This window comes from Hydrophilobacter chitinilyticus, from assembly GCF_049860745.1.
Lineage (GTDB): Bacteria > Pseudomonadota > Gammaproteobacteria > Burkholderiales > Burkholderiaceae_C > Rhodoferax_B.
Genome location: NZ_CP187561.1, coordinates 4,751,494 through 4,776,257 on the forward strand (window position 1 = coordinate 4,751,494; position 24,764 = coordinate 4,776,257).

General features: G+C 61.7%; 23 protein-coding genes. 8 read left to right on the forward strand and 15 right to left on the reverse strand.

Features of this window, described 5'->3' with window-relative positions:
* Window positions 1-30: 30 nt before the first annotated feature.
* The 4 genes from ACPWMG_RS21100 (at window position 31) to xopAW (ending at window position 4,680) form a co-directional block, all read left to right on the forward strand.
* The gene (locus ACPWMG_RS21100; protein ID WP_483301475.1) at window positions 31-1,002 is read left to right on the forward strand and encodes a substrate-binding domain-containing protein; all 972 of its coding nucleotides are present in this window, start codon (window positions 31-33) and stop codon (window positions 1,000-1,002) included.
* Between the two features lie 254 nt (window positions 1,003-1,256).
* The gene (locus ACPWMG_RS21105) at window positions 1,257-2,273 is read left to right on the forward strand and encodes a sugar phosphate isomerase/epimerase family protein (RefSeq protein ID WP_483301476.1); all 1,017 of its coding nucleotides are present in this window, start codon (window positions 1,257-1,259) and stop codon (window positions 2,271-2,273) included.
* Entirely contained in the window at window positions 2,270-3,454 is a 1,185-nt protein-coding gene (locus tag ACPWMG_RS21110; RefSeq protein WP_483301477.1) for a Gfo/Idh/MocA family protein, read from the forward strand. The genes ACPWMG_RS21105 and ACPWMG_RS21110 overlap by 4 nt, the downstream gene beginning before the upstream one ends.
* Before the next feature lie 164 nt (window positions 3,455-3,618).
* Window positions 3,619-4,680, forward strand: a complete 1,062-nt coding sequence (xopAW, locus tag ACPWMG_RS21115; RefSeq protein WP_483301478.1) for a XopAW family type III secretion system calcium-binding effector — start codon at window positions 3,619-3,621, stop codon at window positions 4,678-4,680.
* A gap of 568 nt (window positions 4,681-5,248) precedes the next feature.
* Here the strand turns inward: xopAW and ACPWMG_RS21120 are convergent.
* The 10 genes from ACPWMG_RS21120 to ACPWMG_RS21165 all read right to left on the reverse strand — a co-directional run bounded on the left by ACPWMG_RS21120 (window position 5,249) and on the right by ACPWMG_RS21165 (window position 17,346).
* The gene (locus ACPWMG_RS21120) at window positions 5,249-6,907 is read right to left on the reverse strand and encodes a Na/Pi cotransporter family protein (protein ID WP_483301479.1); all 1,659 of its coding nucleotides are present in this window, start codon (window positions 6,905-6,907) and stop codon (window positions 5,249-5,251) included.
* Between the two features lie 177 nt (window positions 6,908-7,084).
* Window positions 7,085-7,912 (reverse strand): phosphodiesterase, encoded by an 828-nt coding sequence (locus ACPWMG_RS21125; RefSeq protein WP_483301480.1) that lies wholly within the window; start codon window positions 7,910-7,912, stop codon window positions 7,085-7,087.
* Window positions 7,909-8,967: an ABC transporter ATP-binding protein gene (locus ACPWMG_RS21130; protein WP_483301481.1), complete on the reverse strand. Its 1,059-nt coding sequence runs from the start codon at window positions 8,965-8,967 to the stop codon at window positions 7,909-7,911. Before ACPWMG_RS21130 ends, ACPWMG_RS21125 begins: the two co-directional genes overlap by 4 nt.
* The gene (locus ACPWMG_RS21135) at window positions 8,957-9,754 is read right to left on the reverse strand and encodes an ABC transporter permease (protein WP_483301482.1); all 798 of its coding nucleotides are present in this window, start codon (window positions 9,752-9,754) and stop codon (window positions 8,957-8,959) included. The genes ACPWMG_RS21130 and ACPWMG_RS21135 overlap by 11 nt, the downstream gene beginning before the upstream one ends.
* A gap of 10 nt (window positions 9,755-9,764) precedes the next feature.
* A complete protein-coding gene (locus ACPWMG_RS21140; protein ID WP_483301483.1) occupies window positions 9,765-10,586 on the reverse strand; it encodes an ABC transporter permease in 822 nt (273 codons plus the stop codon).
* Window positions 10,587-10,590: 4 nt separating this feature from the next.
* Entirely contained in the window at window positions 10,591-11,604 is a 1,014-nt protein-coding gene (locus tag ACPWMG_RS21145; RefSeq protein WP_483301484.1) for an ABC transporter substrate-binding protein, read from the reverse strand.
* An 11-nt stretch (window positions 11,605-11,615) separates the two neighbouring features.
* On the reverse strand, window positions 11,616-12,671 hold the full coding sequence (locus ACPWMG_RS21150) for a LacI family DNA-binding transcriptional regulator (protein WP_483301485.1): 1,056 nt from the start codon (window positions 12,669-12,671) through the stop codon (window positions 11,616-11,618).
* A gap of 150 nt (window positions 12,672-12,821) precedes the next feature.
* A complete protein-coding gene (gene lspA, locus ACPWMG_RS21155; RefSeq protein ID WP_483301486.1) occupies window positions 12,822-13,346 on the reverse strand; it encodes a signal peptidase II in 525 nt (174 codons plus the stop codon).
* Between the two features lie 11 nt (window positions 13,347-13,357).
* Window positions 13,358-16,195 carry an isoleucine--tRNA ligase gene (ileS, locus tag ACPWMG_RS21160; protein ID WP_483301487.1) on the reverse strand — a complete coding sequence of 946 codons (2,838 nt, stop codon included), beginning with the start codon at window positions 16,193-16,195 and terminating at the stop codon, window positions 13,358-13,360.
* A gap of 140 nt (window positions 16,196-16,335) precedes the next feature.
* The gene (locus ACPWMG_RS21165; protein WP_483301488.1) at window positions 16,336-17,346 is read right to left on the reverse strand and encodes a bifunctional riboflavin kinase/FAD synthetase; all 1,011 of its coding nucleotides are present in this window, start codon (window positions 17,344-17,346) and stop codon (window positions 16,336-16,338) included.
* 162 nt (window positions 17,347-17,508) lie between these two features.
* Here ACPWMG_RS21165 and ACPWMG_RS21170 point away from each other — a divergent pair, with 162 nt between their 5' ends.
* Window positions 17,509-18,066 (forward strand): HNH endonuclease, encoded by a 558-nt coding sequence (locus ACPWMG_RS21170; protein ID WP_483301489.1) that lies wholly within the window; start codon window positions 17,509-17,511, stop codon window positions 18,064-18,066.
* A 268-nt stretch (window positions 18,067-18,334) separates the two neighbouring features.
* Window positions 18,335-18,568, forward strand: coding sequence for a hypothetical protein (locus ACPWMG_RS21175; RefSeq protein WP_483301490.1), 234 nt, complete (start codon window positions 18,335-18,337; stop codon window positions 18,566-18,568).
* A 46-nt stretch (window positions 18,569-18,614) separates the two neighbouring features.
* On the opposite strand, the gene ACPWMG_RS21180 is transcribed toward ACPWMG_RS21175, so the two are convergent.
* Window positions 18,615-19,040 (reverse strand): SRPBCC family protein, encoded by a 426-nt coding sequence (locus tag ACPWMG_RS21180; protein WP_483301491.1) that lies wholly within the window; start codon window positions 19,038-19,040, stop codon window positions 18,615-18,617.
* Window positions 19,041-19,050: 10 nt separating this feature from the next.
* Window positions 19,051-19,329, reverse strand: a complete 279-nt coding sequence (locus ACPWMG_RS21185) for a helix-turn-helix transcriptional regulator (RefSeq protein ID WP_483301492.1) — start codon at window positions 19,327-19,329, stop codon at window positions 19,051-19,053.
* 327 nt (window positions 19,330-19,656) lie between these two features.
* Between ACPWMG_RS21185 and ACPWMG_RS21190 the strand changes: the two genes are divergently transcribed.
* Both ACPWMG_RS21190 and ACPWMG_RS21195 read left to right on the forward strand, forming a co-directional pair.
* Window positions 19,657-20,445, forward strand: a complete 789-nt coding sequence (locus ACPWMG_RS21190) for an Npun_F0296 family exosortase-dependent surface protein (protein ID WP_483301493.1) — start codon at window positions 19,657-19,659, stop codon at window positions 20,443-20,445.
* 308 nt (window positions 20,446-20,753) lie between these two features.
* Entirely contained in the window at window positions 20,754-21,539 is a 786-nt protein-coding gene (locus ACPWMG_RS21195) for an Npun_F0296 family exosortase-dependent surface protein (protein ID WP_483301494.1), read from the forward strand.
* 93 nt (window positions 21,540-21,632) lie between these two features.
* Here ACPWMG_RS21195 and ACPWMG_RS21200 read toward each other — a convergent pair whose 3' ends face one another.
* The 3 genes from ACPWMG_RS21200 to ACPWMG_RS21210 all read right to left on the reverse strand — a co-directional run bounded on the left by ACPWMG_RS21200 (window position 21,633) and on the right by ACPWMG_RS21210 (window position 24,706).
* Window positions 21,633-22,748 carry an acyl-CoA dehydrogenase family protein gene (locus tag ACPWMG_RS21200; RefSeq protein WP_483301495.1) on the reverse strand — a complete coding sequence of 372 codons (1,116 nt, stop codon included), beginning with the start codon at window positions 22,746-22,748 and terminating at the stop codon, window positions 21,633-21,635.
* Window positions 22,749-22,772: 24 nt separating this feature from the next.
* Window positions 22,773-23,954 carry an acyl-CoA dehydrogenase family protein gene (locus ACPWMG_RS21205; protein WP_483301496.1) on the reverse strand — a complete coding sequence of 394 codons (1,182 nt, stop codon included), beginning with the start codon at window positions 23,952-23,954 and terminating at the stop codon, window positions 22,773-22,775.
* A 77-nt stretch (window positions 23,955-24,031) separates the two neighbouring features.
* Window positions 24,032-24,706: a YceH family protein gene (locus ACPWMG_RS21210; RefSeq protein ID WP_483305300.1), complete on the reverse strand. Its 675-nt coding sequence runs from the start codon at window positions 24,704-24,706 to the stop codon at window positions 24,032-24,034.
* Window positions 24,707-24,764 lie beyond the last annotated feature (58 nt).

The following is a 24,764-nucleotide window of genomic DNA, read 5'->3' on the forward strand; positions in this document are numbered from 1 at the left end:
CTTTTCCATCCACCCGTAGGAGACAGAGCAATGAAAAAACTGACACGACGACTCGCACTATCCGCCGTGGCCCTGGCCACGTTGAGCGGACTCGCCAGCGCCCCCGCTTTTGCCCAAGAAAAGGTTGTGCTGGGCGTGGCCATTCCGGCTGCCACCCACGGCTTTACCGGCGGCATCGTCTACTGGGCCAACCAGGCGAAGAAAGACCTGGAGAAGGCCTACCCCAACCTGCAAGTCATCGTCAAAACGGCCTCCGGCGCACCCGAGCAAGCCAACCAATTGCAAGACCTGCAAACGGTGAACAAGATCAACGCACTGGTGATCTTTCCGTTTGAATCGGCCTCGCTCACCAAGCCTGTGGCGCAGGTGAAAAGCAAGGGTGTGTACGTCACCGTGGTCGACCGTGGCCTGACCGACACCAGCGCACAAGACGCCTACATCTCGGGCGACAACACCGCCTTCGGCAAGATCCCTGGCGACTACCTGGTGAAGGCGCTCGGCGGCAAGGGCAACATCGTCGCCATGCGCGGCATTGCCACCACGCTGGACAACGAACGCATGGACGCGTTCAACGCCGCCATCAAGGGCAGCCCCGACATCAAACTGCTGGACGCCAAATACGCCAACTGGAACCGCGACGACGCCTTCAAGGTGATGCAGGACTACCTCACGCGCTTCAAACAGATTGACGCCGTGTGGGCGGCCGATGACGACATGGCCGTGGGCGTGCTCAAAGCCATCGACCAAGCCAAGCGCACCGACATCAAGATCGTCTTCGGTGGCGCCGGCGCCAAGGGCATGATCAAGACACTGATGGACGGCAAAGACCCACGCATCCAGGCCAACGTGTCGTACTCGCCGAAGTTCATTTACGACGCGATCAAGCTCACGGCTGAAGCGCGGCTGAAGGGCACGAAGCTGCCGCCGAACTACATCATTCCGTCGGTGCTGATCACGAAGGAAAACGCAGCGCAGTTCTACTTCCCCGATTCTCCGTTCTAAGGCAACGCTGAACAGATCCCTCTCGGCGCCCGCATCCCTGGCGTGGGCAGCCTGCGGCGTTGCAAATCCTCGCCATAGCACGGGCTATGGCTGTGGTTTGCGCCTAGCAGTCCCGCCCACCCCAGGGCGCGGCCATCCGAGGGGATCTATTCAACGTCGCCTACGCTTAAGAAAAAAGAGGCTCTCGCGCTTACTGGATAAGCGCGAGAAGCTATTCAAACAATAGCAACTGAAAACGCAGCAGGACATTCGCCATGGCAAGACCCGTCACCCTGTTCACCGGCCAGTGGGCCGATCTGCCCCTCAAAGAGCTGGCACCCTTGGCCAAAAGCATGGGCTACGACGGCCTGGAGCTGGCCTGCTGGGGCGACCACTTCAACGTGCAAGAGGCGCTGGCCTCTGCCACTTACGTCAAAGACAAACACGCCCTGCTGGCCCAGCACGGCCTGCAGTGTTTTGCCATTGGCAACCACCTGGTGGGCCAGGCGGTGTGCGACCTGATTGACGAGCGCCACCAGTCCATCTTGCCCGCCCATGTGTGGGGCGACGGCGTGCCCGAAGGTGTGCGCCAGCGCGCGGCAGCCGAGCTGCAAGACACGGCGCGTGCGGCCGCCAGGTTTGGCGTGAAGACGGTGACCGGCTTTACCGGCTCGTCCATCTGGCACGCCACCTACGCCTTCCCGCCCACCAGCCAGGCGTATTGGGACAAAGGCTTTGCCGATTTCGCCCAACGATTCGGCCCCATTCTGGACACCTTCGAGGCTGAGGACATCAACTTCGCGCTCGAAGTGCACCCTACTGAGATCGCCTTCGACATTGCCACCAGCCAACGCGCGATTGCGGCGGTCAACGGCCACCGCCGCTTCGGTTTCAACTTCGACCCCAGCCATCTGGCCTACCAAGGCGTGGACTACGTGAAGTTTCTGCGCACCTTCCCCGACCGCATCTACAACGCCCACATGAAGGACGTGTGGTGGGGCAAAGGCGACGGCACGGTGGGCACGTTTGGCGGCCACACCAGCTTTGGCGACGCGCGCCGGCACTGGGACTTTCGCAGTGTGGGGCGCGGCATGGTCGACTTCGAATCCATCATCGTGGCGCTGAACGACATTGGCTACCAAGGCCCGCTGAGTGTGGAGTGGGAAGACAGCCGCATGGACCGCATCCACGGCGCCACCGAGAGCGCGGCCTTCTGCAAACGTCTGGACTTCAAACCCGCCGCCGGCGCGTTTGATGCGGTGTTTGCCAAAGACAAACAGGGCGCAGCATGAGCACCACCATCCACTCCAAAAATTCAAACCGCAAGCTGCGCTACGCCATGGTCGGCGGTGGGCGCGACGCCTTCATCGGCGCGGTGCACCGCAAGGCCGCCGCGCTGGACGGCCAGATCGAACTGGTGGCGGGAGCCCTCTCCAGCCAGCCCGACAAGGCCCGCGCCTCGGGCCAAGACTTGTTCCTGGCCGACGACCGCAACCACGGCCGCTGGCAAGACCTGCTGGAAGACGAACTCAAACGCAGCGCCGACGAGCGCATCGACTTCGTCTCCATCGTCACGCCCAACCACCTGCACCACCCCGTAGCGCTGGCGTTTGTGGAGGCCGGCTTCCACGTGGTGTGCGACAAACCCTTGGTGCACAACAGCGTGCAGGCGCAAGAGCTGGTAGATGCCGTGGCGCGCAAAGGCACGGTGTTTGGCGTCACGCACAACTACACCGGCTACCCGATGGTTCGGCAGATGCGCGAGATGGTGCGCAGCGGCGCCATCGGCACGGTACGCAAGGTGCTGGTCGAATACAACCAAGGCTGGCTCGCCACCGCCACCGAGGCCACAGGCAACAAACAAGCGCTGTGGCGCATGGACCCGGCGCAAAGCGGCCTGGCCGGTGCCATGGGCGACATCGGCTCACACGCCGAGAATCTGCTCACCACCGTGACCGGCCTGGAAGTCGAAGCCATCTGCGCCGACCTGGCCGCCATGGGCGCGGGCCGCACGCTGGACGACGACGCCAACATGCTGCTGCGCCTGCAAGGCGGCGCGCGCGCCGTGCTGGTGGCCTCACAAATTTGTGTGGGCAGCGAAAACGGTTTGCGCCTGCGCGTCTATGGCACCACCGGCACGCTGGACTGGCAGCAAGAACAACCCAGCCGCCTCCTCCACGCGCCACTCAACGAGGCCCCCCGCACCCTCACACGCGGCGGCCCAGGCTTGTGCGAAGCAGCGGTTCGCGCATCACGCCTGCCATCAGGCCACCCCGAGGGCTTCATCGAAGCCTTTGCCAACCTGTACCTGGGCGTGGCCGCCGACATTCGCGCGCACCTGGCGGGCACCACCGCCGACCCGATGGTGGCCGACTACCCGCGTGTGGAAGACGGCGCACGCGGCGTGAAGTTCATCGAGAAGGTGTTGGCGTCGGCGGCCAGTCGGCAGAAGTGGACGACGCTCTATTCCTGAGCATTTCTAAACGCACTGTGTACCCGTTTTGTATCGGCGCTTCGTACCAAGCTCGATACACAGTGGACAAACTCGCTTAACCCTAGGCTTGAACAATCGGTTGCACCCCTGAGGGCCCTATGGCGCCCGGGGTGGTTCAACACACAGTCAAGAAAGGAAGCGTTATGTCCTCCATCAGCGGAGTCAGTAGCAGCGGCAGCAACTGGGCGCAACTCAAGTCTGCCCACGCCGCCAATCAATCGAAAATGCAGGAGTGGCTGCTCAAAGAAGCCGATGCCGACGGCAACGGCAGCATCGACACCAACGAGCTGCAAACCGTGCTCGACGACGTGTCGAAGAAGACGGGCGTCACGTCCACCACCAGTGCCAGCGACTTGCTGGCCAAGGCCGATGCCGATGGCAGCGGGTCGCTGAGCGCCTCCGAACTCGGCCAGGCGATGCAAAGCGTGTTGCCGCCCCCGCCCTCCACCATGGACTTCGCGCAAGGCCGTGGCGGCGACGCGGGTGCGACGGGCCAAGCCGGCGATGACTTGTTCGCTAAGGTGGACGCAGACGGCAGCGGCGGCATTGACGCCAGCGAGTTGGCCACCCTGATGGCCAAGATGAAGAGCGGTGGTGATGCCAACGCCACCGACTCGACCGACGCCAGCAACGAACTGTTTGCCAAACTCGACACCAACGGCGACGGATCTCTGTCAGAAACTGAATTCGACGCTGGCCGCCCCGGTGCCAGCCAAGGCGACACCACCGCCAGCGCAGCACAGGCTGGCGCCATGCCACCCGGCCCACCACCAGCAGGTGGACCCGGCGGTGCCGGTGGCGCTGGCGGATCAAGCGACTCCACGACCTACGACCCGCTGGACACCAACCAGGACGGCGTGGTCTCTGCAGCCGAGTTGGCAGCCGGCATCGCCTCGGGCACCGCCACTGCAGCCGACGCCGTGAAGGCGCTGTTTGCCGCCGTGGACACCGATGGTGATCACAAGCTCAGCACCGAGGAGACCGATACCTTTGCCAAACAGGTGGCTACAGCATTGCAGAGCATGCAGAGCGGTACGTCGTCTACCAGCAGTAGCAGCGACAGCAGCACGAGCAACGCCAGCAGTGAGAGCAAGCCGTTTGACTTGCAGACGCTGGCGCAGTTGGTGCTTAAGCAATACGAGGCTATTGCGAAGAACCAGTCGAGTACGGCTAGCACGGGGACTTTGGTGGATGCTTCTGCCTGAGTTGGCGGGGTGTTGGATTAGGCGCTGTCGGCCGGGTCTCGCCCCGGCGGGCGACTAACTTCTTTTGCTTCGCCAAAAGAAGTCAGCAAGAAAAGGCGACCCCGCTATCTGCGTCCCCTCGCGGAGCGAGGGGCAACCTGCGCTGGGTGGTTTTGGCGGGGTTTCGCTGGAACTCGCCTTCGGCTCAGACAGCCAGCGAAACTAATCCCGCCAAAACCGCCCATCGCAGGCGCAGCTAGAAGGGGGTAGGAGTCCAAATACCACCCAGCTCTCTTGCGCATCGCGGGCTCTAAATCCGGGCCGAGCAACGCGATGGCCCGTCTGGTTTCCAACACCCGTCAGGCCGGGCCTGCGATGGGTGGGGTTGGTGGGATCAGGGCTGGTGGCTGTTTGAGCGGAACGCGAGTTCCACCAGACCCCCACCAACCCCACCCAGCGCAGGTTTGCCCTTCGCTTTGCGAAGGGTCCCGGCATGTGGGCGCTTTCTTTGGGGCACGTTTCTTGTGCGCACAAGAAAGGTGTCTCGCCCGCCGGGGCGAGACCCGGCCGACAGCGCCAACTAAACCCCTCAAACCACCCCAGCCCCCTCCGGCTCCCGAAACCGATTAGGCGCCAACGCCCCCGCAGAGTCGAGGATCGGGTAAGCAATAGAACAGATGTGCGAGTTGATCCGCTTCATATCGCTGATCAAGTCGATGTGCAGCGAGCTGGTCTCGATGCTCAGCATGGTCCTGTCAGTCAACCGGCTCAAGTGGGTATCAGCATAGGTACGCTCCAAGTCACGGAAGCGGGCCTTCTCTTCCAGCAGCTTCTTCGCATCGTGCACATTGCCGTTCAAAAACACACTCATGCTCAAGCGCAGGTTGGCGATCAGCCGGCTGTGCAATTCGGTGATCTCGGCCATGCCGGCCTCGGAAAACTTGCGGCCAGGTTTGATCTTCTTGTCTTCGATGTCGATGATGATGCGCTCGATGATGTCGCCGATCTGCTCCATGTTGATGGTGAAGCTGATGATGTCGGTCCAGCGGCGGCTTTCCTCTACGGCCAGGGCCTCGCGCGAGATTTTGGTCAGGTAGTACTTGATGGACGAGTAGAGCTGGTCCACCGTGTCGTCCAGCTTGCGGAGTTCTTCGGCGACCTTCAAGTCGTTGTTTTTGATGACCTGCAAGATGCCGATCATCATGGTCTCGACCACGTCCGCCTGGTGCAAGGCCTCGCGTGCGGCGCAGGTGATGGCCAGCGATGGCGTGCTCAAAGCGGATGGGTCCAAATGCTGCGGCCGCTGGTGCGCCACCGAAGGCACGGGTTGCGGCAGCAGCTTCTGCATGGCCTTGGCCACGAGCTTGGTGAGGCTGATGAAGGCAACGCTCATGCCGACGTTGAAGGCCAGATGGAACAGCACCACGGCTTGTGTCTTGTCGGTCAAGATAGGCTGAACGTATTCGATCCACAAGCCGATGGTGGGCGCAAACAGCAGCACGCCCAATAACTTGAACACCAGGTTGCCCACGGTCACCTGGCGCACGGCAACCGAAGCTTTGGCCGTGGTCAACACCGCGAGTGCCCCGCTGCCCAGGTTGGCGCCCAGCACCAGGCCCAAGGCTACGTCGAGCTGAATGACGTGCGAGGTGGCGAGTGCGGCAATCAGCAGCACCACGGCCAGGCTCGAATAGGCCATCACCGCCAACACGGTGCCGAGTGCAATCTCCAGGTAGATGTCGCTGCTGACGGCACCCAGCAAGGTGCGCACCGTGGGCGAAGCCAACAGCGGCTCGGTGGCATCGACCACCAGGCGCAGCGCCAGCAGCATCAAGCCCAGGCCGATCAACACGCGGCCCACACGGCCGGCGGTGGTGTCTTGCCGCGCCAGGAACAGCACCACGCCCACAAAGATGAACAGCGGCGAGAGCCACGACAGATCAAACGAGAACAGCACCGAGATGAGCGCCGTGCCAATATCGGCACCGCGCATCACCGCCAGCGCAGCGGGCAGCGTGATCAGGCCCTGGCCGACGAACGACGAGGTCATGAGGGAGGTGGCGGTGCTGGACTGCACCAGCGCCGTGACGCCAATGCCCGAGAGCGCAGCCGTGAAAGCGTTGCCGGTGCTGCGCGCCAGAATCTGCCTCAGGTTGGCCCCGAACACGCGCAACACACCGGTGCGCACTAAGTGGGTACCCCACACAAGCAGCGCAATGGCTGCCAGCAGATTCAACAAATGTTTCATGGACGGACGTCAGACTCCTAGCTTCGTAAAGCGCGGGTGCTGCCATTGATGCCCCACCCCTGCGCAAAACGAAACGATAAGGATACTCCCGAATCGCCCCTTGTCACCCATTCGTCACCATATCGACACAATCTGCGCTTGCCCAAGGCGCCCACGCACACCCGAGGGGGAGGGTCGTCAGTCGATGAGCTGCCCGCCGTCGTGGAAGGGAAACGGGCCGTCGTAGCTGCCGCTGGCGGCCAGGTGGCTCACCAGTCGCCCTTGCGCCGGCAGCGCGTGCAGCGCAAAACCCGGCGGCTCCAGGGTCCAGGCTGACGCGGCATCGGGCGCCAGATCTAGGCACACCTGGTGCGCCGGGGATGGGATGGTGGCCGCGATGCTGCCGCCAAAGCGCACCTGGATGCTGCGGTGCAAGTGGCCGCAGATCACGCGCTCCACATTCGGAAAACGCGCCACCAAGGCCTCCAACGCCTCGGCACCCTCCAGCAAGCCGATATCGTCCATATGGCCGATCAACGTGCGAAACGGCGGGTGGTGCATGGCAATGACCACGGGCCGGTGTTGGTGCTCGGCCAGTTGCGCGGCCAGCCAGTCCAGGCGCTCGCGGCACAGGCTGCCTTCACTGGCGCCGGGCACGACGGTGTCGAGTGTGATGAGCTGCAGGCGCCCCACCGGCACGCTGTATTGCACGAACCCCTCGGTTCCAAGATAGCTGTACTCCGGAAAGCTGGCCCGCAACTGCGCGCGCTCGTCGTGGTTGCCCGGCAGCAGGTAGATGGGCTTGTGCGCTAGCGGGGCCAGCAGCCCGCGCAAGTGCTCGTACTCCGCCGCGCGGCCAAAGTCCGTCAGGTCGCCAGTGATGACGATGGCATCGGGCTGCTGCGGCAGGCGCTGAATGCTCGCCACCGCCTGCGCCAGGTAGGGTGCGGTGTTGATGCGGCCATAGGCCAGGCGCCCGGGTTCGCGGATGTGCAGGTCGGACAGTTGCAGCAATAGGGTGTTCAAGAAACGTTCTCCAGCATCGGCATCAGGCGCCGTTCATCAATACGAATGCCCACGGTGTCGCCTCGGCGCGCGGGGTGGTCGCGGGCCACGTCGGCGCGCAGCGGTGCTTGTCCGTCCACGGCCAAGGTCAGTTGCACCCGGTCGCCCAGGAAGCTGCGGCTGAGCACTTCAGCGCGCCCCCAGCCGGTGCTCCAGGCAGCCACTTCTACATCTTCGGGCCGCACCAGCAAACCGGCCGCGCCGTGCGGCCCACGCAGGGCCAAGCCGCCCAGATCCAGCACGGGCTGCGTCAGCGCAGTCGCCGCGCCTTCCAGCGCCAGCCGGTTGATGCGCCCAAGGAACTCGGCCACAAACGGATGGGCTGGTGCCCGATACAAGGTTTCGCCGTCGCCCACTTGCACAATACGCCCGGCTTGCATCACGGCCAGACGGTCGGCAATGGCCAGAGCTTCTTGTTGGTCGTGGGTGACGTGGATGGCGGTGATGTGCAGGCGGCGCAGCAATTCGGCCAACTCGTCGCGCAGCGATTCCTTGAGCTTGGCGTCGAGTGCGGTCAGCGGTTCGTCCAGCAGCAGCACACGTGGGCGCACGGCCACGGCGCGGGCCAGTGCCACACGCTGGCGCTGACCGCCAGACAGTTCCGCAGGGCGTTTTTTCTCCAGCCCGTTCAGCCGCACCAGGTCGACCAGTTCCCCCACCACGCGGCGGCGCTCGGCCTCGCCCACACCGCGAATGCGCAAGCCGTAGCCGATGTTGGCCTCCACCGTCATTTGCGGAAACAGCGCGTAGTGCTGAAACACCATGCCGATGCCGCGCCGCTCAATCGGCAACTGCGTGACGTCGGTGCCGCCAAAGCTGATGCGGCTGCCGGCGTCGGGTGCCTCCAGCCCGGCAATCAGCCGCAGCAAAGTGGTTTTGCCGCAGCCTGACGGCCCCAGCAAGGCCAACACTTCACCGGGCTCTACCGTCAGGTTAGTGGGCTGCAAGCCGCGTGTGCCGTCGGCATAGGTTTTGGCGCACTGGACCACGTCCACGCGCGTACGTTCAAGTTCCATGGTGTTTCTCGATAAAAGTGCCAACGGCCTGCAAGCCCCACAACACCGGCAAGATGACGATCAAAAAGACCAGCGTGTAAGCCGAACCGATTTCGATGCGCATCGACGCATAACTGTCGGCCAGGCCTACGGGCAAGGTGCGGGTGAGCGGGGTGTGCAGCATCCAGGTGAGGTTGAATTCGCCCACCGACAACGTGAACACCATCAAACTGCCCGCCACAATGGCCGGCAACACGGCCGGCACCAGCACGCCCAAAAAACGTTGCGTGAAGTTGGCGCCAAGCGAGCGCGCCGCCTCTTCCAAAGCCAACAGTTCATTCTTTTGAAATGCCGAGCCCACCGTGCGCACCATGAAGGGCAAGGTGAACACCATGTGCCCGACCAAAATGAACGCAAAGCTCTGGCGAAAGCCCTGCAGCGTGCCGTAGACCAGGATCAGCGCCAGTGCGCTGGCCAGGCCGGGCACGGCCACCGGCAGCGTGAGCAGCTCTTCAAACAGGCGCGCCCAGCGGGAGCGGCTGCGCGCCAGCGCGTAGGCACACGGCACGCCGACAACCAGGTTGCCCAGCACACACAGCAGCGCCAGCCAGAGCGACCAGCCCACGGTGCCGCCGTAGTTCTCCCACACCTCGCCCAGCCAGCGCAGGGTGAGCCCGCTGCGCAGACCGGTGCTGTAGTTGTTGACCAGACCGGCCATCACCGACAAACCAATCGGCGCGACCATGAACAGCGCGACCAAGGCGGTCAGCCCCAGCAGCAACAGCGGGGCTTGTTTTGCATTTCTCATCAAAACCTCTTCAAAACGCGGCGGTGCCAGCAAGCCGGCGCGACACCCACAGCGCCAGCCAGGTGATCAGCCCCAGCGTGATCGACAGGCTGGCGGCCAAGGCAAAGTTGGCGTAGTTGGTGAACTCGTTGTAGATGGTGATGGGCAGCACTTCAAACTTGCTGGCCAGCGTGAACGCCGTGCCAAATGCGCCCATGGCGGTGGCAAACACAATCGCCCCGCAAGCCAGCGTGGTGGGCGCCAGCTCGGGCAGCCACACGTCCCACGCCACGCGCCAGCGCGAAGCACCGAGCGAGCGGGCGGCCTCTTCCAACTGCGCGTCCATGCTGCCGGCCGCAGCCGTATAGGTGGCAATGGCACGCGGCAGCGAGAAATACAGATAGGCCAAAAACAAGCCCGTGAGGCCATAGGCAAAGGTGATGCGCCCCAGTCCCAATGCGTCCGACATATCTGCCACCAAGCCTTGGCGGCCGCCGAGCAAAATCATGAAGAAGCCGACGATCACACCCGGAAACGACAACGGCAAGGTCAGCAGCGACAACAACAGTTGCCGCCCACGAAAACGGTGCCGCGCCAGCGTGATGCCCACCAGCGCGCCCAGCAGCAGCGTCGCCAGCGTGACGGCCAGCGACAGGCCCAGCGTTTGCAACAGGCTCTGCAGATAACGGCTGTTGGTCAGTACCGCAAAGTATGTGGCCCAGCCCTTGCCCGCAGGCAAGGCCAACAACCAGGCGATGGGCAACAACCAGAAGGCCGCGAAGAACGCCACGGCTGGCGCAGAACAGGCCAGCAATAAACGGCGCGAAGGCGCAAAACCGTGGCGTGCGCTCATGGGATTACTGCACTTCCTTCAGATAACGATCCGAAAAGGCTTTTTGTGCCGCAGCCATCTTGCCGTAGTCCACGGCCTTGGCGCGCGCGTATTCGCTGGCTGGCAGGAAACGCGACTGCGCTTCTTTCGACATGGCGCTGGCGCGCACCGGGCGCAAATAAGCGTTGGCCCAAATCGCCTGGCCTTCGTCGGACAACACAAAGTCCAGCACCTTCTTGCCTTCAGCCGCGTGCGGCGCGTTGGCCACCAGGCTCATCACGTAAGGCACCACCACCGTGCCCTCGGTAGGGATGACGAACTGCACGTTGGCGTTGTCTTTGTACTTGGCGCGGTAGGCGTTGAAATCGTAGTCCAGCAGGATTGCGATTTCGCCGGACAACACCCGTGCGTAAGAAGTCTGCTTGGGCACGATGGGCTCGTTCTTCTGCAGCGCCTTGAAGTAGTCGATGCCGGGGGCAAAGTTGTCCATGCTGCCGCCACGGGCCTGGTTCACCGCCACGGCGCCTACGTAGCCCACAAAGGCTGAGGCGGGGTCGAGGTAACCGATCAGGCCTTTGTAGTCAGGCTTGAGCAAATCAGCCCACGACTTGGGCACGGGCTTGCCCTTGAGGGCATCCACATTCACCATGAAGCCCAGCGTACCGGAGTGGATCGTGACCCATTGGCCTTGCGGGTCCTTCAAGCCATCGGGAATCTCGGCCCAGGCTGCGGGTTTGTAGGCGGCGACCACACCGTCCTTTTGCGCCTGGATGGCGAAGGTCACACCCAGGTATGTGACGTCAGCCACGGGGCTGGCTTTTTCGGCCACCATCTGCGCCAGCGACTGGCCGGAGTTCTTGTTGTCGGGCGGCACGGTCACACCGGTCTTGGCCTTGATGGCCTTGATCTGCGTACCCCAGTCAGCCCATTCGGGCGGGCAGTTGTAGCAGATGGCAGTCTGCGCCATGGCGCTGCCGGCGGCAAGCAAACCGATGGTGAGCGCGGCCGCGTGGGCCAGGGATTTCAGCGTGGTTTTCATCAAAGACTCCGTCAGAGGTTACGGTTAAACATGGGAAACACGGGAAAAACGGGGGGTGGCTCAGAAGCGGCACCTTCTGGCCGACCACAAGACTCGCCAGTACGAAAGTGGTGCTCCAGCGTCAAACTGGCTTCTGGCATTAGCGGCGTGCCGCTGGCCATGGCCTGTACCAACAGCTCCACACTGCTTCTGCCGATGTCGGCATTCGGTTGGGCCACCGTGCTGAGCATGGGTGTGAGGTCTTCACCGAGGGCGATGCCGTCAAAGCCCAGCACACTCACATCACGCGGCACAGCCAAACCCGCGAGGTGTGCGGCACGCAGGCAGCGAATGGCCAGCAGGTCGTTGGAGCAAACCAATGCCGTGGGCCGCTGAGGGCGCTGCAGCAAAGCCGTGATGTCTTCTACGGCGGTTTGAATGAAGGGCACTTCGAGCACCATGCCATCGCCAAGCCCCGCCGCCGCCATGCCGTAATGGAAGCCACGGCAGCGCTGTTGTGCGCGGTCAGAGGCGGCGGTTTGCCCGCTCACCATGGTGATGCGGCTATGCCCCAGCGTCACAAGATAGGCCACCAAATCGGCCACGGCTTGCTCACCATCCACCGACACACACGGGTGTTCCGCATGATTGTTGTAGACCAGCACATAGGGTAGGCCGGCCTCGACCAGGCGTTGCAGCGCTGTCGACGTCGCCGGGTGAGAGACGGTCAGGATCATGCCGTCCACATTGCCAGCCAGCAGCAGGTTCACAGCGCGGTCTTCCTGGGCCAGCAGGTAGTCAGTGGTGAAGGGCAAGATGGCATAACCACCGGCCACGGCCGCTCGGGCGATGCCCTCCAAGCACTCGGCAAATACCGGGTTGGTCAGCGTGGGCAACACCACGCCGATGACGCGGCTGCGTTGCGTGCGCAAGGTGCGGGCGCTGGCGTTAGGCACATAGGAAAGCGCGCGGGCGACCTGCTCCACATGCTCACGCGTAGCAGGGGTCACCTTGTCTGGCAAGTTGAAAACCCGTGAAACGGTCGCCACCGACACGCCGGCTTCGCGTGCCACGTCCTGAATACTCATGGTCAATGCTTTCGATGTAATCGTTTACATTAAATCGACACCGCATGACTAAGCTGTGACAAATGGTGGAACCGTGGCGCCAAAACAAACGGCCCTCCGAAGAGGGCCGTGAGCATTGAGAGTGGCGAGGTGTCTGTTGCGCAGAGCGCGCTATTTGCTGCGTTTCACCCGCCGCAATTCGTCCACGATGAGGCAAATGGCGCCGATGGTGATGCCCGCATCGGCCACGTTGAACGCCGGGTAGTGCCAGCCGCGCAGGTGGAAGTCGAGAAAGTCGACCACATAGCCGTGCTGCACGCGGTCTACCACGTTGCCGATGGCACCGCCCAAAATGCTGCCCAGCGCAAAGCAGAACATCTTTTGGCCTGGGTGCGTGCGCAACTGCCAGATGATGAATACCGCTGCCGCCAAACCAATGCCGGTGAAAACCCAACGCTGCCAGCCCGAGGCTTCCGCCAGGAACGAGAACGCCGCGCCGGTATTGTGGGCCCGCACAATGTTGAAGAAGCTGGTGATGGGCGTGCTGTCGCCCAAGTGGTAGTAGCCCAGGATCAACACCTTGGTGAACTGATCCACCAAGAAGATGATGAGGGCCAGCCCTAGCCACGGCAGCATGCTGCTGGAAGAACCGGAGGGGCCGGAAGACTTGACGAGCGTGGTGGACTTCTTTGCCATTGCTTTTGCCATCAGGCCACCAAACGCTTTTCGCCGTCGCCAAACAAGTTGCTGGTGCACCGGCCGCAGAGGCTGGGGTGCGCAGCGTCCGCACCCACGTCGGCACGGTAGTGCCAGCAGCGTTCGCACTTCACGTCGGCACTGGCTTTGACGCTGACCTGGAAGGCTTCACCGGCCACCAGTTCAACGGCCGAGGTGATGAAGACGAACTTCAGGTCTTCACCCAGGCTGGCGAGCAAGGCGTGGTCTTCAGGCGCAGCGGTGAGCACCACGTTGGCTTGCAAAGACGAGCCCACCTGGCCATCGGCACGCAGGGTTTCGATCTCTTTGTTCACCAGGTCGCGGATCTCGCGGATGCGTTGCCACTTGGCCAGCAGGCCTTCATCAGCCCCCGCCAAAGTCCCAAACGTTTCCAGGAAGATCGACTCGGAATCGCCAAACAGCTTCCACGCTTCTTCAGCCGTGAACGACAGGAACGGCGCCATCCAACGCAGCATGGCGTGCGTGACTTGCCACAGCGCGGTTTGGGCGCTGCGACGTGCCAGGCTCCTGGGCGCGGTGGTGTACAGGCGGTCTTTCAACACGTCAAGGTAGAAGCCGCCCAGGTCTTCCGAGCAATACAGCTGCAGCTTGGCGACCACGGGGTGGAACTCGTACACCTTGTAGTGCGCCAGCACTTCGGCCTGGAACTCGGCCGCGCGGGTCAGCGCGTAGCGGTCGATCTCCAGCATCTGCTCCAGCGGCACGGCGTCTTTTGCCGGGTCGAAGTCGCTGACGTTGGCCAGCAGGAAGCGCAGCGTGTTGCGGATGCGGCGGTAGGCATCCACCACGCGGGCGAGGATCTTCTCGTCGCCGGCGATGTCGCCCGAATAGTCGCTAGAAGCCACCCACAAGCGGATGATTTCAGCGCCGAGCTTCTTGTTGATTTCTTGCGGGTCGATGCCGTTGCCCATCGACTTGCTCATCTTGCGGCCTTGGCTGTCCACGGTGAAGCCGTGGGTCAGCAAGCCGCGGTAAGGCGCGCGGCCTTCCAGCGCGCTGGCCAACAGCAGCGAGCTGTGGAACCAACCACGGTGTTGGTCGTGGCCTTCAAGGTAGAGGTCGGCCTCGGGGCCGGTGTCGTGGTGCACGTTGGGGTGTGTACCGCGCAGCACGTGGCTGAAGGTGGAGCCAGAGTCGAACCACACTTCCAGAATGTCGGTGCTCTTGGTGTAGCTGGGTGCATCAACGGCACCGAGGATTTCTTCGGTGGTGACGCGGCTCCAGGCTTCGATGCCGCCCTTCTCCACGATGTCGGCCGCCTGGTCGAGGATTTCCATGGTGCGCGGGTGCAGCTCACCGGAATCCTTGTGCAGGAAGAACGGGATCGGCACACCCCAGCTACGCTGGCGCGAGATGCACCAATCGGGCCGGTTGGCGATCATGTCGTGCAGGCGCGCCTTGCCGTTCTCGGGGTAGAAGCTGGTGTGCTCGATGGCTTCCAGCGCGGTCTGGCGCAGCGTCTTCGGCGCCTTGTTCTTGGTGAACACGCCCTCGCCTTCGTCCATGCGCACAAACCATTGCGCAGCCGCACGGTAGATCACCGGCGTCTTGTGGCGCCAGCAATGTGGGTAGCTGTGGCTGATGTCTTTGGTGGCCATCAGGCGGCCGGCGTTGCGCAGCGCCTCGATCACCACGGGCACGGCCTTCCAGATGTGTTGGCCGCCAAACAGCGGGAAGTCGGCCGCGTAAGTGCCGTTGCCTTGCACCGGGTTCAGGATGTCTTCGAGCGCCAAACCGTGGGCGCGGCAGGAGTTGAAATCCTCCAGACCATAGGCGGGCGACGAGTGCACGATACCCGTGCCGTCGTCGGCGGTGGCGTAGTCGGCCAGATAGACCGGCGAGAGGCGTTTGTAGCCAGCGTCCACGTCGTACAAGGGGTGTTCGAACTCCAGGCCGCCGAGCTTTTCGCCCAGCGCCGTGGCCACCACCTGGCCGGTGAGGCCGTAGCGTTGCAGGCAGTCTTCGACCAGGGATTCGGCCAGCACCAGCAAGCCCTTTTCGGTGTCGACCAGCGCGTAGGTCAGCGCGGGGTTCAGGTTCAGCGCTTGGTTGGCGGGGATGGTCCACGCGGTCGTGGTCCAGATGACGACAAACGCGTCTTTGGCCAGCGACGTCACGCCAAACGCGGCCGCCAGCTTGGCGGGCTCGTGCATCTTGAAGGCCACGTCGAGCGTCGTGCTCTTCTTGTCGGCGTATTCGATTTCAAACTCGGCCAGCGACGAGCCGCAGTCAAAACACCAGTACACCGGCTTCAGGCCACGGTAGACGAAGCCTCGCTCGATCACGCCCTTGAACGCGCGGATTTCCCCCGCCTCGTTGGCGAAGTTCATGGTCTTGTAGGGGTTGTCCCATTCGCCTAAAACACCCAGGCGCTGGAAGTCGACCATCTGCTGGGCGATTTGCTCGGTGGCGTAGGCGCGGCTCTTGGCCTGCATGTCGTCGCGGCTCAGGTTGCGGCCGTGCTTTTTCTCGATGGCGTTTTCGATCGGCAGGCCGTGGCAGTCCCAGCCGGGCACGTACAGCGCGTCAAAGCCTTCGAGTTGGCGCGCCTTGGTGATCATGTCCTTCAGGATCTTGTTGACCGCGTGACCCATGTGGATCTGGCCGTTGGCATAGGGCGGGCCGTCGTGCAAGATGAACTTGGGCTTGCCGCAACGTGCGTCGCGCAGCTTTTTGTAGATGCCTTTGTCGTCCCATTCCTTGACCCAGCCCGGCTCACGCTTGGGCAGGTCGCCACGCATGGGAAACGGGGTGTCGGGCAAGTTCAGGGTGCTGCGGTAATCGGTCTTGCTGGCGGAATCGGTCATGGCGGGGCTCCGTGCGGGGCGCGTAAGAAACTTTGGAAAAGGCTTGCCGTGTGGCGGCAGACGGCGATGAGGGGTCAGGGAGAAACCCTGGCGACGCCAGCCAAGCCGACGCGGCAGGGTATACGACGCACGGTCGTCGTCTAAATTCGGTCGCGCGTGGTCTGGCGGCTGGTCTCGGCGTGCATGGTCAAAAAGTATGCGCGTGCGTCGTCGCAGTCTTTGGAAATGCCTGTTTTCAAGGCGTCCAGACTGGCGTACTTCAACTCGTCATGCAATTTGTGCAACAGTTCCACGCGAATAATTTTACCGTACGCCCCGTCCCGCCCCAGCGTGTCGGGCCATTCCAGGCAATAGGTTTCCAGCAGCACCCGCCCACCGTTCACATCGTTCGGGTCGAGTGAGGGGCGCACGCCCAGGTTGGCCACGCCGGGCAAGGGCTGGTCGGCCAAACCATGCACGTGCACGGCAAAGATGCCGCTGGCGGCCGGCTTCCAGTGCGCAAAGCGCAGGTTCAGCGTGGGCCAGCCCAATTCACGGCCGAGCTTGCGGCCATGCACCACGTGGCCGCTGATGCTGTAAGGCCGCCCCAGCAGGCGCGCGGCGGCGGCCATGTCGCCCTGCCCCAGCGCATCGCGCACCGCTGAGCTGGACACACGCAGGCCGTGTACCTCGTAGCTGTTCATGCGCGCCACGTCGATGCCGAGGGCGCCGCCCGCCGCATCCAGCATGGTGTAGTCGCCCGCGCGTTTGGCGCCAAAACGGAAATCGTCGCCTACCAGCACGTAGCGCGCGCCCAGGCCTTGCTGGAGCACATCGCGGATAAACGCGTCCGGACTTTGGCTCGCCAGCCGGGCATCGAAAGGCAGCACGATGGTTTGGTCGACACCGCAGCGCGCCAGCTCTGTGAGCTTGTCGCGCAGCGTGCCGATGCGTGCTGGCGCCAGCTCGGGCTTGTGAAGCACGGCGGCGAAGTAATCGCGCGGATGCGGCTCGAAAGTGAGCACGCAACTGGGCACACCACGGTGCTGGGCTTCGTTCTTGAGCAGCGCCAGCATGGCCTGGTGGCCACGGTGCACACCGTCGAAATTGCCGATGGTCAAAGCGCAGGCGGGCGCGATGCCGGGGTAATGAAAGCCGCGAAAAACCTGCATGGCTGTTATATTTTTGATAGCGTGTTGCGCCCAGCTACCGGGCGCCGTCAGCATGGAAGTCATGAAAACACTGTATATTGTGACGCAGTGGCGGTGAATCAACCGGCTGACCGCCACAGCAATTCATGTCAGTGCCCGTTCGACTCTGTATGGAGGCGTGCTTTGAAGGTCTTGAAGTTGTCAGCGCAAGGGTTACCCCAATCGTGGATCTCGCTTGAAGAAGCGGTGACCCACTATGCGGCGGAGGACGTACGCTGGGAACTTGGCGCCCAAGTGGCGGTGTTCCACGGCGGGCACAACGCCATCACCGGCCAGCAATCCATCATCACCGTCAGCAGCATCATCGGCACACGCGGTGTGCCCAGCATCAACCCTTTTGAGCTGCGCCCCAGCCTCACCAATTCAAAACTGTTTGTGCGCGACCGCAACGTATGCGCCTACTGCGGCCAGCGTTTCCATGAAGAAGTGCTGACCCGCGAGCACATCAAACCGCTGGGCCAGCGTGGCGCCGACCATTGGATGAACGTGGTCACCGCTTGCCGCGCCTGCAACCACCGCAAGAGCAACCGCACGCCCGAGCAGGCCAACATGCCGCTGCTGTACGCGCCTTACGTGCCCAGCCTGTGGGAAGACTTCATCTTGCGGAACCGGCGTATCCTGGCCGACCAGATGGACTTTTTGATGGCGCACGTGCCGAAATCGTCTCGGCTATTGGTTTAGAGCAAACCAGAGATCGGGCCAGCGCCCCGGTCAGCCCTGCTCGCCTCGGGGTAGTCGCTCATAACCCTGGCAGTTTTGGCCTCTTTTTGAGCGTCTGCTTGGTGTCTCTCGTCGTCGATATTTTGGTTGTCTTCAACCGCAGCCTTCAGCCATCAAGTCGCCGAACGACGAGCAAAAGATGAGGCAATGTCTGACAAATTTTGCCCTGGCGATGGGCATAATTTTCTCGATTGTTACAACTTGCTCAACTGGAACGCGGGCGACTCTCATGAATTCAAAGACCCTTGCTCGACTCGAGCTCCTCCGCATTGCGGCTCTTTTAGAGAAGCAGGAAGACACTGCAAAGCTGGAACGCCATGAGCTGCTGCTGGTGGAAATTGCCGCCAGCCTGACAGGCACCGTTCTACCGCCGTCGGTCCCGCAGTACGCGAGGTGGTGTGATGATCTGGAGAAGTCTCTGCAACTGAAGAACCTACTCGGAGTGCGCCCGGAAAAGGACTGAAGCCGAATCCCTAGGCTGCGACATTGCCGGATGGCCTACTGGATTTCTACCGGCTTTCCAGCAAGCGCGTCAACGCGGCGAGATCCCGCCGCACATGCGCCACGTCCGCATCAAAGCTCTCTTGCGACACGCACTCCAATCGCAACACCACAAAGGTCAGCAGGCTGCCATAGCCGCAGGGCGTGACACGCAAGGCGTTGTGCACGCTCGTGCCATCGGGCAGCGTGACGTCGTGGTCCAGCACCCCAAACGCATTTTGGGGCGCCATGTCGATGCGGACTTTGCCCATGGGCGAGTCGGCAAACCATGCATCGCCCTGCTGCTCCACCCCGTGGGCCAGGCCAGAAGCCCATTGCGGCAAGTTCGCTTCTTGGCGGGCAAAGGCGTAGACCACGTGTGCAGGCACGTCGAGCGCTTGACTCACCACCGTCGCTTCAAGAGACTTCATCTTCTTCGTAAGCTGCTCTGCCATCTTCTGCCTTTCAATCGGTGTCAGGCGGCGAGGCCTCAAGCGTGGGCGTTTGCAAATGGGTGCTGATGCCGTAGAGCGACAACAAGCCCATCACATGCCCAATCGCCACGCCTGGCTCACCGGCTTCAATGCGGCCAATGGTTTGCACGTGCACACCCAGGCGGGCCGCCGCAGCCGCCTGGCCCTCACCTACCGCGAGGCGCGCGCCTTTAATGGCCGCCCCCATTTCTTTGATGGCTTGCACGGCATCGCTGCCGATGTCGGGAGATATTCGTTTGCCTTGGCTCATTGCTCAATCGTCTTTACTCAGAATGTTGTGAACCTTGCCATGACTTAATGCCACCTTGATCCTGCCGTGGGAAAAATTAATAGTGCGCAACCTGCAAACCGGAGGAAGTCAACGGCTTTTCTGGAAAACCTAACTCAACCAGATTGCTTGGCCTCTTCGATTATTAAATGTGATTTATTTCACATCGGAAACATTTACACACCCGCATCATTGTTACAAATACATCTGCGCAAGCATTTGATTTAAAAAGATTTTCCTCATTGGCCCCGTTATTGCTTAAGTCAAATAATCAAAAGCAATTTACATAATTTTTACAAGGACTGAATAATGAAAAGCCTACTAACTGGTGCGCTTTTGGCTGCCGCAGTCACCATTTCAGTGCCTGCTCACGCCTATTTGGTGACCTTTGACTACACCAACACCAACGTCGCGGGCGGCGACTTCTCCGGAAAAACCAGCCCACTAGTCGGTGCAAACAACGTCGCTACGCCAGGCTCGGGCATTTTTGTCGATACCTTCGGTGCCAAAAACGGCGGCGGCAATTCGTTTGGTTGCGGTCTCGACACCTCATCTAGCCTGGTCGCACTCACCGGCGGCACGTATGGGTTCCGCACTGGCACCCTGACGGGCGTTGCAGCCGCGCCTGCGGGTGACAGCACCTGTTACGCCTACGGTCCTTCCGCAGATGGTTCGTTGTCTGACACGGTACGTATCAACTATCTTGGATTGCCGCCTGGTGTTGACCCGAGCTCGCATCTCAACTATATCGGCCTGTACTACGGCTCAATCGACACTTACAACGACATCACGTTCTACGGTGTAGATGGCAAGAAGCTGGTCACCGTGACGGGCACGAGCCTGATCAACCAGTTCAAGGGCACATCGGGCAACCAGTTTCTCGATTCTTCCAACATCTACGTCAACATCTACTTTGGTGAAAACGAGTTCTTCAAAGACTTTGAATTCCACACCAACGGTCGCGCGTTCGAGATGGACAACCTCGTGCTGGGCTTTAACGTGGCATCACCCAACAGAATTCCCGAACCAGGCTCGCTGGCGTTAATGGGTCTCGGCCTGGGCGCCTTAGGACTCACCCGCCGTCGCCGCAAGCAGTGATGGCAATTTGTTCTACTTAAGCAACTCTTATTGCTCAAAAAGGCCGCAAATCTTGCGGTCTTTTTTTTGGCGGATACGTGTAACGCCCGATCACGTTGAACAGGCGCCCAGCAAGGGAAAAGGTAACATTTATCAGAGCAATGCCAGTTACGCAACGTCGGCATTTTTTACAATCGATGCTTGTTTAAACAAGCATAAAAATTCAGGCAATTGATTTAAAAGAACTTCTGATCTCTGGCCTTGTTATTGCATTGAAGTGTATGCAACCGGTGGTTGTAAATAGGTTGTATATATTTATAGGATTACAGATGAAGAAGATTTTTTTGAGTGCACTGCTCGCGGCGTCGGCCGTCATCACAGTACCAGCCCATGCGTACGTCATTAATTTTGACTTCACCAACACCAATGTGGCTGGCGGTGACTTCTCGGGCAAAACCAGTCCCTTGTTGGGAGCCGATAACGTGGCGGCACCCGGATCTCAACTGTTCGTCGACACCTTTGGCGCCAAGAACGGCGGCGGCAATTCATTCGGCTGCGGCCTAGACACCCCCTCAAGTCTGGTGAACCTATCCGGCGGAACCTACGGATTCCGCACCGGCTACCAACCAGGCGTCGCAGCGCCACCAGCGGGTGACAGCGGTTGTTACGCTTACGGCCCGGGCCCAGGCGGCGCACTGCCGGACGCCGTGCGCATCACCTACCTTGGCTTGCCTCCGGGCATCGCTCCGGGGTCGAAGCTGAACTACATCGGACTGTACTACGGCTCTATCGACACCTACAACGACATCATCTTCTATGACGAGAACAACAAGAAGTTGGTCACTATCACGGGTAGTAGCCTGATCAACCAATTTCACGGTATTTCGGGCAACCGCGACGCGGACTCGACCAACATCTATGTGAACATTTTTTTCAATGAAAACGAGACTTTCCGGGATTTTGAGTTTGTCACCAAGGGCCGTGCGTTTGAATTCGACAACCTGGCGGTCGGCTTCAACCAAGTGCTGCCAAACAAGATTCCTGAACCAGGCTCTTTTGCCCTTCTAGGCTTGGGTTTGGCAGGTTTGTGCGCTACACGCCGCCGCACAAAGTGAGGCAATAGTCGCCCCGATCGAGAAGCTCAAAGACGAAAAAAAGGACCGCAGAGTTGCGGTCCTTTTTCATGCAAATGACTGCAGCAGACGCTCTTAAGCAAACACCCCAGCCGTCTCCTGCATGCGGCCAGACACCTCGCCCAAGTGGTGCAGCGTGTCGCCAAACGTCATCTCCAGTTGCGTCAGTTTCTTGAAGTAGTGGCTGACGATGTACTCGTCCGTCACCCCAATGCCGCCGTGCAACTGCACCGCTTGCTGGCCCACAAAACGCATGGACACACCCAACTGGTACTTGGCGCGCGCCAAGGCGCGGCGGCGTTCGTCGGCCGGGGCGTTGAGCTTGAGTGCGGCGTAGTAGCTCATGGAGCGCGCCAGCTCCAACTGCATCTTCATGTCGGCGAGGCGATGGCGCAGCGCCTGGAAGCTGCCGATGACCACGCCAAACTGCTTGCGGGTGTTCAGGTACTCGGCCGTGATGGCCAGGGTCTTGTCCATCACACCCACGGCCTCAGCACACACACAGGCGATGCCGATGTCGACCGCGTGCTCCAGCGCGGCCAGGCCATCGAGCGTCACCAGGGTGGCCGGGCTGTTGGCGAGTTGCACGTCGGCCGCGCGGCTGCCGTCTTGCATCACGTAGCCACGTGTGGTGACACCCGCTGCGCCACGCTCCACCAAGAACAAGGCGATCTTGTCGCCGAGCTTGGAGGGCACCAAGAAGGCATCGGCCTGGTCGCCCGCAGGCACTATGTTTTTAGTAGCTGTTACCGCATAACCACCGGCCGCAGAAGTCGCTTTTGATGCACAAACATCGAGCTTGTAGCGCGCACCACGCTCCTGCTGCGCCAGCACCACCAGCGCTTCGCCCGAGGCGATCTTCGGCAGCCAGGCGGCTTTGACCTCAGACGAAGCCACACCGGCGATCACCGCGCTCGCCATCAGCGTCTGGCTCAGCGGTTCGAGCACGATGCCGCGCCCCAGTTCTTCCATCACCACCATGCCTTCTACCGGGCCCATGCCCAGGCCGCCATCGTCTTCCGGAATGTAGAGACCGGCCAAGCCCAGATCGGCCAGTTCACCATAAGCCTCGCGCGCAAAGCCGCCCGCCTGCACCACGGTTTTGCGGCGCTCGAAGGTGTAAGCCCGGTCTACCCACTTGCGCACGGCGTCACGCAGTTGTTCTTGGTCGTCAGAGAAATCGAAGTCCATTGGTTTGCTCCGTTATTTTTTGATTTAACCCAGCACGGTCTGCGCGACGATGTTGCGTTGCACTTCGTTGGAGCCACCGTAGATGGTGGTCTTGCGGTAGTTGAAGTAGGTGGGCGCCAGCGGCGCCAGGCCCACCTCGCCACCAGGAAAGTCGCCCTGCCAGCCGGCTTCCATGGCCTCAAAAATGAACGGCAGGCTGTAGGGGCCGGCGGCCAGCATCATCAGCTCGGTGTAGCGCTGCTGGATCTCGCTGCCGCGAATCTTCAGCAGGCCCGCCACGTCGAGTGAGTTCTTGCCCGACTTCTCGGCCGACAACACGCGCAGCACCATCATCTCCAGTGCCACCACATCGACTTCGAGCTTGGCGATCTCGTCGCGGAAACGCAGGTCGTCCCACAGTCCTTCGGCCTTGGCGATGCGCTTCAGCCGCTCAAGTTCGCGCTTGGCGCGGTTCACGTCGGCAATGTTCGTGCGCTCGTGGCTCAGCAGGTGTTTGGCGTAGGTCCAGCCCTTGTTTTCTTCGCCAATGAGATTCTCGGCCGGCACTTCCACGTTGTCGAACCACACCTCGTTAACCTCGGCCTCTCCGTCCAGCAGCACGATGGGGCGCACACTCACGCCGGGCGATTTCATGTCGATCAACAAGAAGCTGATGCCGGTTTGCGGCTTGCCCTCGGTACTGGTGCGCACCAGGCAGAAAATCCATTCGCCATACTGGCCCAGCGTAGTCCAGGTCTTTTGGCCGTTGACGATGTACTTGTTGCCCTGCCGTTCGGCACGCGTTTTGACCGATGCCAAGTCAGAGCCCGAGCCCGGCTCGCTGTAGCCCTGGCTCCACCACACGTCGCCACTGGCGATGCCGGGCAAAAAACGCTGCTGCTGCTCGGTGTTGCCAAACGCCATGATCACCGGCGCCACCATCACCGGGCCAAATGGCACGACGCGCGGTGCGCCCGCCAAGGCGCACTCTTCTTCAAACAGGTGTTTTTGCACCGCGTTCCAGCCCGGCCCGCCAAACTGCTTAGGCCAGCCGTGACCGAGCCAGCCCTTTTTGCCGAGGATGCGCGCCCAGCGCTGGTGGTCGTCGCGGCTCAGGCGCAGGCCGTTTTGCACTTTGTGCGCGATGTCGGCCGGCAGGTGCGCGTGCACCCAGGTGCGAATTTCTTCCCGAAAAGCTTGTTCTTCGGGGGTGAAAGCGAGGTCCATGTTTTTTGTCTCCGTTGTACCGTTGCCGCAATTCCTGCGGTTCACTGGTTTTTAGCACCGGACCTCGCGCCCGGCTGTCAGGACGGAGACAAAGGTGACTCCATCGTGGTTGTCGAGGTGGTTGTGGAATTCGGAATGCCCAGCTCCGCACACAGTTTGTCCACCGTGGCGCGCAATTGCGCCACCTCGTTTTCCAGCACGACCACGCGGGCCTGCAACTCTGCCGAAGCGGCCACGGAACCGATGCCCACCGTACCTCCACCATCGCCACCACCTGCTGCAAGCATCTCAACATCCACCGGGCCGCACAGCAGATGCGCCCAGCGCTGCTCACGCGCGCCCGGCGCGCGCGGCAGCTTCACCACCAGCGGACCGCCCTTCTCTTCCGAGCGGTCTTGCAGTTCTTCGAGAAAGCCATCGACCGACGAAATATCGGCAAAGCGATACCAGCGCTCGGTGTTCAGCCGCAACTCGCCCGCCGTTTGCGGACCGCGCAGCATCAGCATGCCCAGCAAAACCGCCGCTTGCTCGAACACCCCCACACCACGTTGAAAGTTGTGCTCGAAGCGCGCCACGCGGCTGCCACTGGCGGGGCGCACCAGGTCGCGCGTCTTGAGTTCGTCCAGCGCGGTCAGGATTTCGGCCTCGCTCAAATTCATGATGGGGTCGCGCGTGGTCTTCTGGTTGCAGCCAATCGCCAAGGCGTTGAGCGACAGCGGATAACTGTCGGGCACGGTGCGGGCTTTTTCCATCAGCGTGGCCAGCACGCGGGCTTCGACAGGGGTCAGGGGAGAGAAGGCGTTGGTCACG

What these genes read in the sequence shown, in the direction of transcription:
- ACPWMG_RS21150 (WP_483301485.1), bottom strand. Translation starts at nt 12,671, where the DNA reads ATGAGTATTCAGGACGTGGCACGCGAAGCCGGCGTGTCGGTGGCGACC.
- ACPWMG_RS21105 (WP_483301476.1), top strand. Translation starts at nt 1,257, where the DNA reads ATGGCAAGACCCGTCACCCTGTTCACCGGCCAGTGGGCCGATCTGCCC.
- lspA (WP_483301486.1), bottom strand. Translation starts at nt 13,346, where the DNA reads ATGGCAAAGAAGTCCACCACGCTCGTCAAGTCTTCCGGCCCCTCCGGT.
- ACPWMG_RS21100 (WP_483301475.1), top strand. Translation starts at nt 31, where the DNA reads ATGAAAAAACTGACACGACGACTCGCACTATCCGCCGTGGCCCTGGCC.
- ACPWMG_RS21190 (WP_483301493.1), top strand. Translation starts at nt 19,657, where the DNA reads ATGAAAAGCCTACTAACTGGTGCGCTTTTGGCTGCCGCAGTCACCATT.
- ACPWMG_RS21120 (WP_483301479.1), bottom strand. Translation starts at nt 6,907, where the DNA reads ATGAAACATTTGTTGAATCTGCTGGCAGCCATTGCGCTGCTTGTGTGG.
- ACPWMG_RS21165 (WP_483301488.1), bottom strand. Translation starts at nt 17,346, where the DNA reads ATGCAGGTTTTTCGCGGCTTTCATTACCCCGGCATCGCGCCCGCCTGC.
- ACPWMG_RS21180 (WP_483301491.1), bottom strand. Translation starts at nt 19,040, where the DNA reads ATGGCAGAGCAGCTTACGAAGAAGATGAAGTCTCTTGAAGCGACGGTG.
- ACPWMG_RS21200 (WP_483301495.1), bottom strand. Translation starts at nt 22,748, where the DNA reads ATGGACTTCGATTTCTCTGACGACCAAGAACAACTGCGTGACGCCGTG.
- ACPWMG_RS21175 (WP_483301490.1), top strand. Translation starts at nt 18,335, where the DNA reads ATGAATTCAAAGACCCTTGCTCGACTCGAGCTCCTCCGCATTGCGGCT.
- ACPWMG_RS21145 (WP_483301484.1), bottom strand. Translation starts at nt 11,604, where the DNA reads ATGAAAACCACGCTGAAATCCCTGGCCCACGCGGCCGCGCTCACCATC.
- ACPWMG_RS21195 (WP_483301494.1), top strand. Translation starts at nt 20,754, where the DNA reads ATGAAGAAGATTTTTTTGAGTGCACTGCTCGCGGCGTCGGCCGTCATC.
- ACPWMG_RS21135 (WP_483301482.1), bottom strand. Translation starts at nt 9,754, where the DNA reads ATGAGAAATGCAAAACAAGCCCCGCTGTTGCTGCTGGGGCTGACCGCC.
- ACPWMG_RS21210 (WP_483305300.1), bottom strand. Translation starts at nt 24,706, where the DNA reads ATGGAAAAAGCCCGCACCGTGCCCGACAGTTATCCGCTGTCGCTCAAC.
- ACPWMG_RS21185 (WP_483301492.1), bottom strand. Translation starts at nt 19,329, where the DNA reads ATGAGCCAAGGCAAACGAATATCTCCCGACATCGGCAGCGATGCCGTG.
- ACPWMG_RS21110 (WP_483301477.1), top strand. Translation starts at nt 2,270, where the DNA reads ATGAGCACCACCATCCACTCCAAAAATTCAAACCGCAAGCTGCGCTAC.
- ACPWMG_RS21140 (WP_483301483.1), bottom strand. Translation starts at nt 10,586, where the DNA reads ATGAGCGCACGCCACGGTTTTGCGCCTTCGCGCCGTTTATTGCTGGCC.
- ACPWMG_RS21130 (WP_483301481.1), bottom strand. Translation starts at nt 8,967, where the DNA reads ATGGAACTTGAACGTACGCGCGTGGACGTGGTCCAGTGCGCCAAAACC.
- ACPWMG_RS21205 (WP_483301496.1), bottom strand. Translation starts at nt 23,954, where the DNA reads ATGGACCTCGCTTTCACCCCCGAAGAACAAGCTTTTCGGGAAGAAATT.
- xopAW (WP_483301478.1), top strand. Translation starts at nt 3,619, where the DNA reads ATGTCCTCCATCAGCGGAGTCAGTAGCAGCGGCAGCAACTGGGCGCAA.
- ileS (WP_483301487.1), bottom strand. Translation starts at nt 16,195, where the DNA reads ATGACCGATTCCGCCAGCAAGACCGATTACCGCAGCACCCTGAACTTG.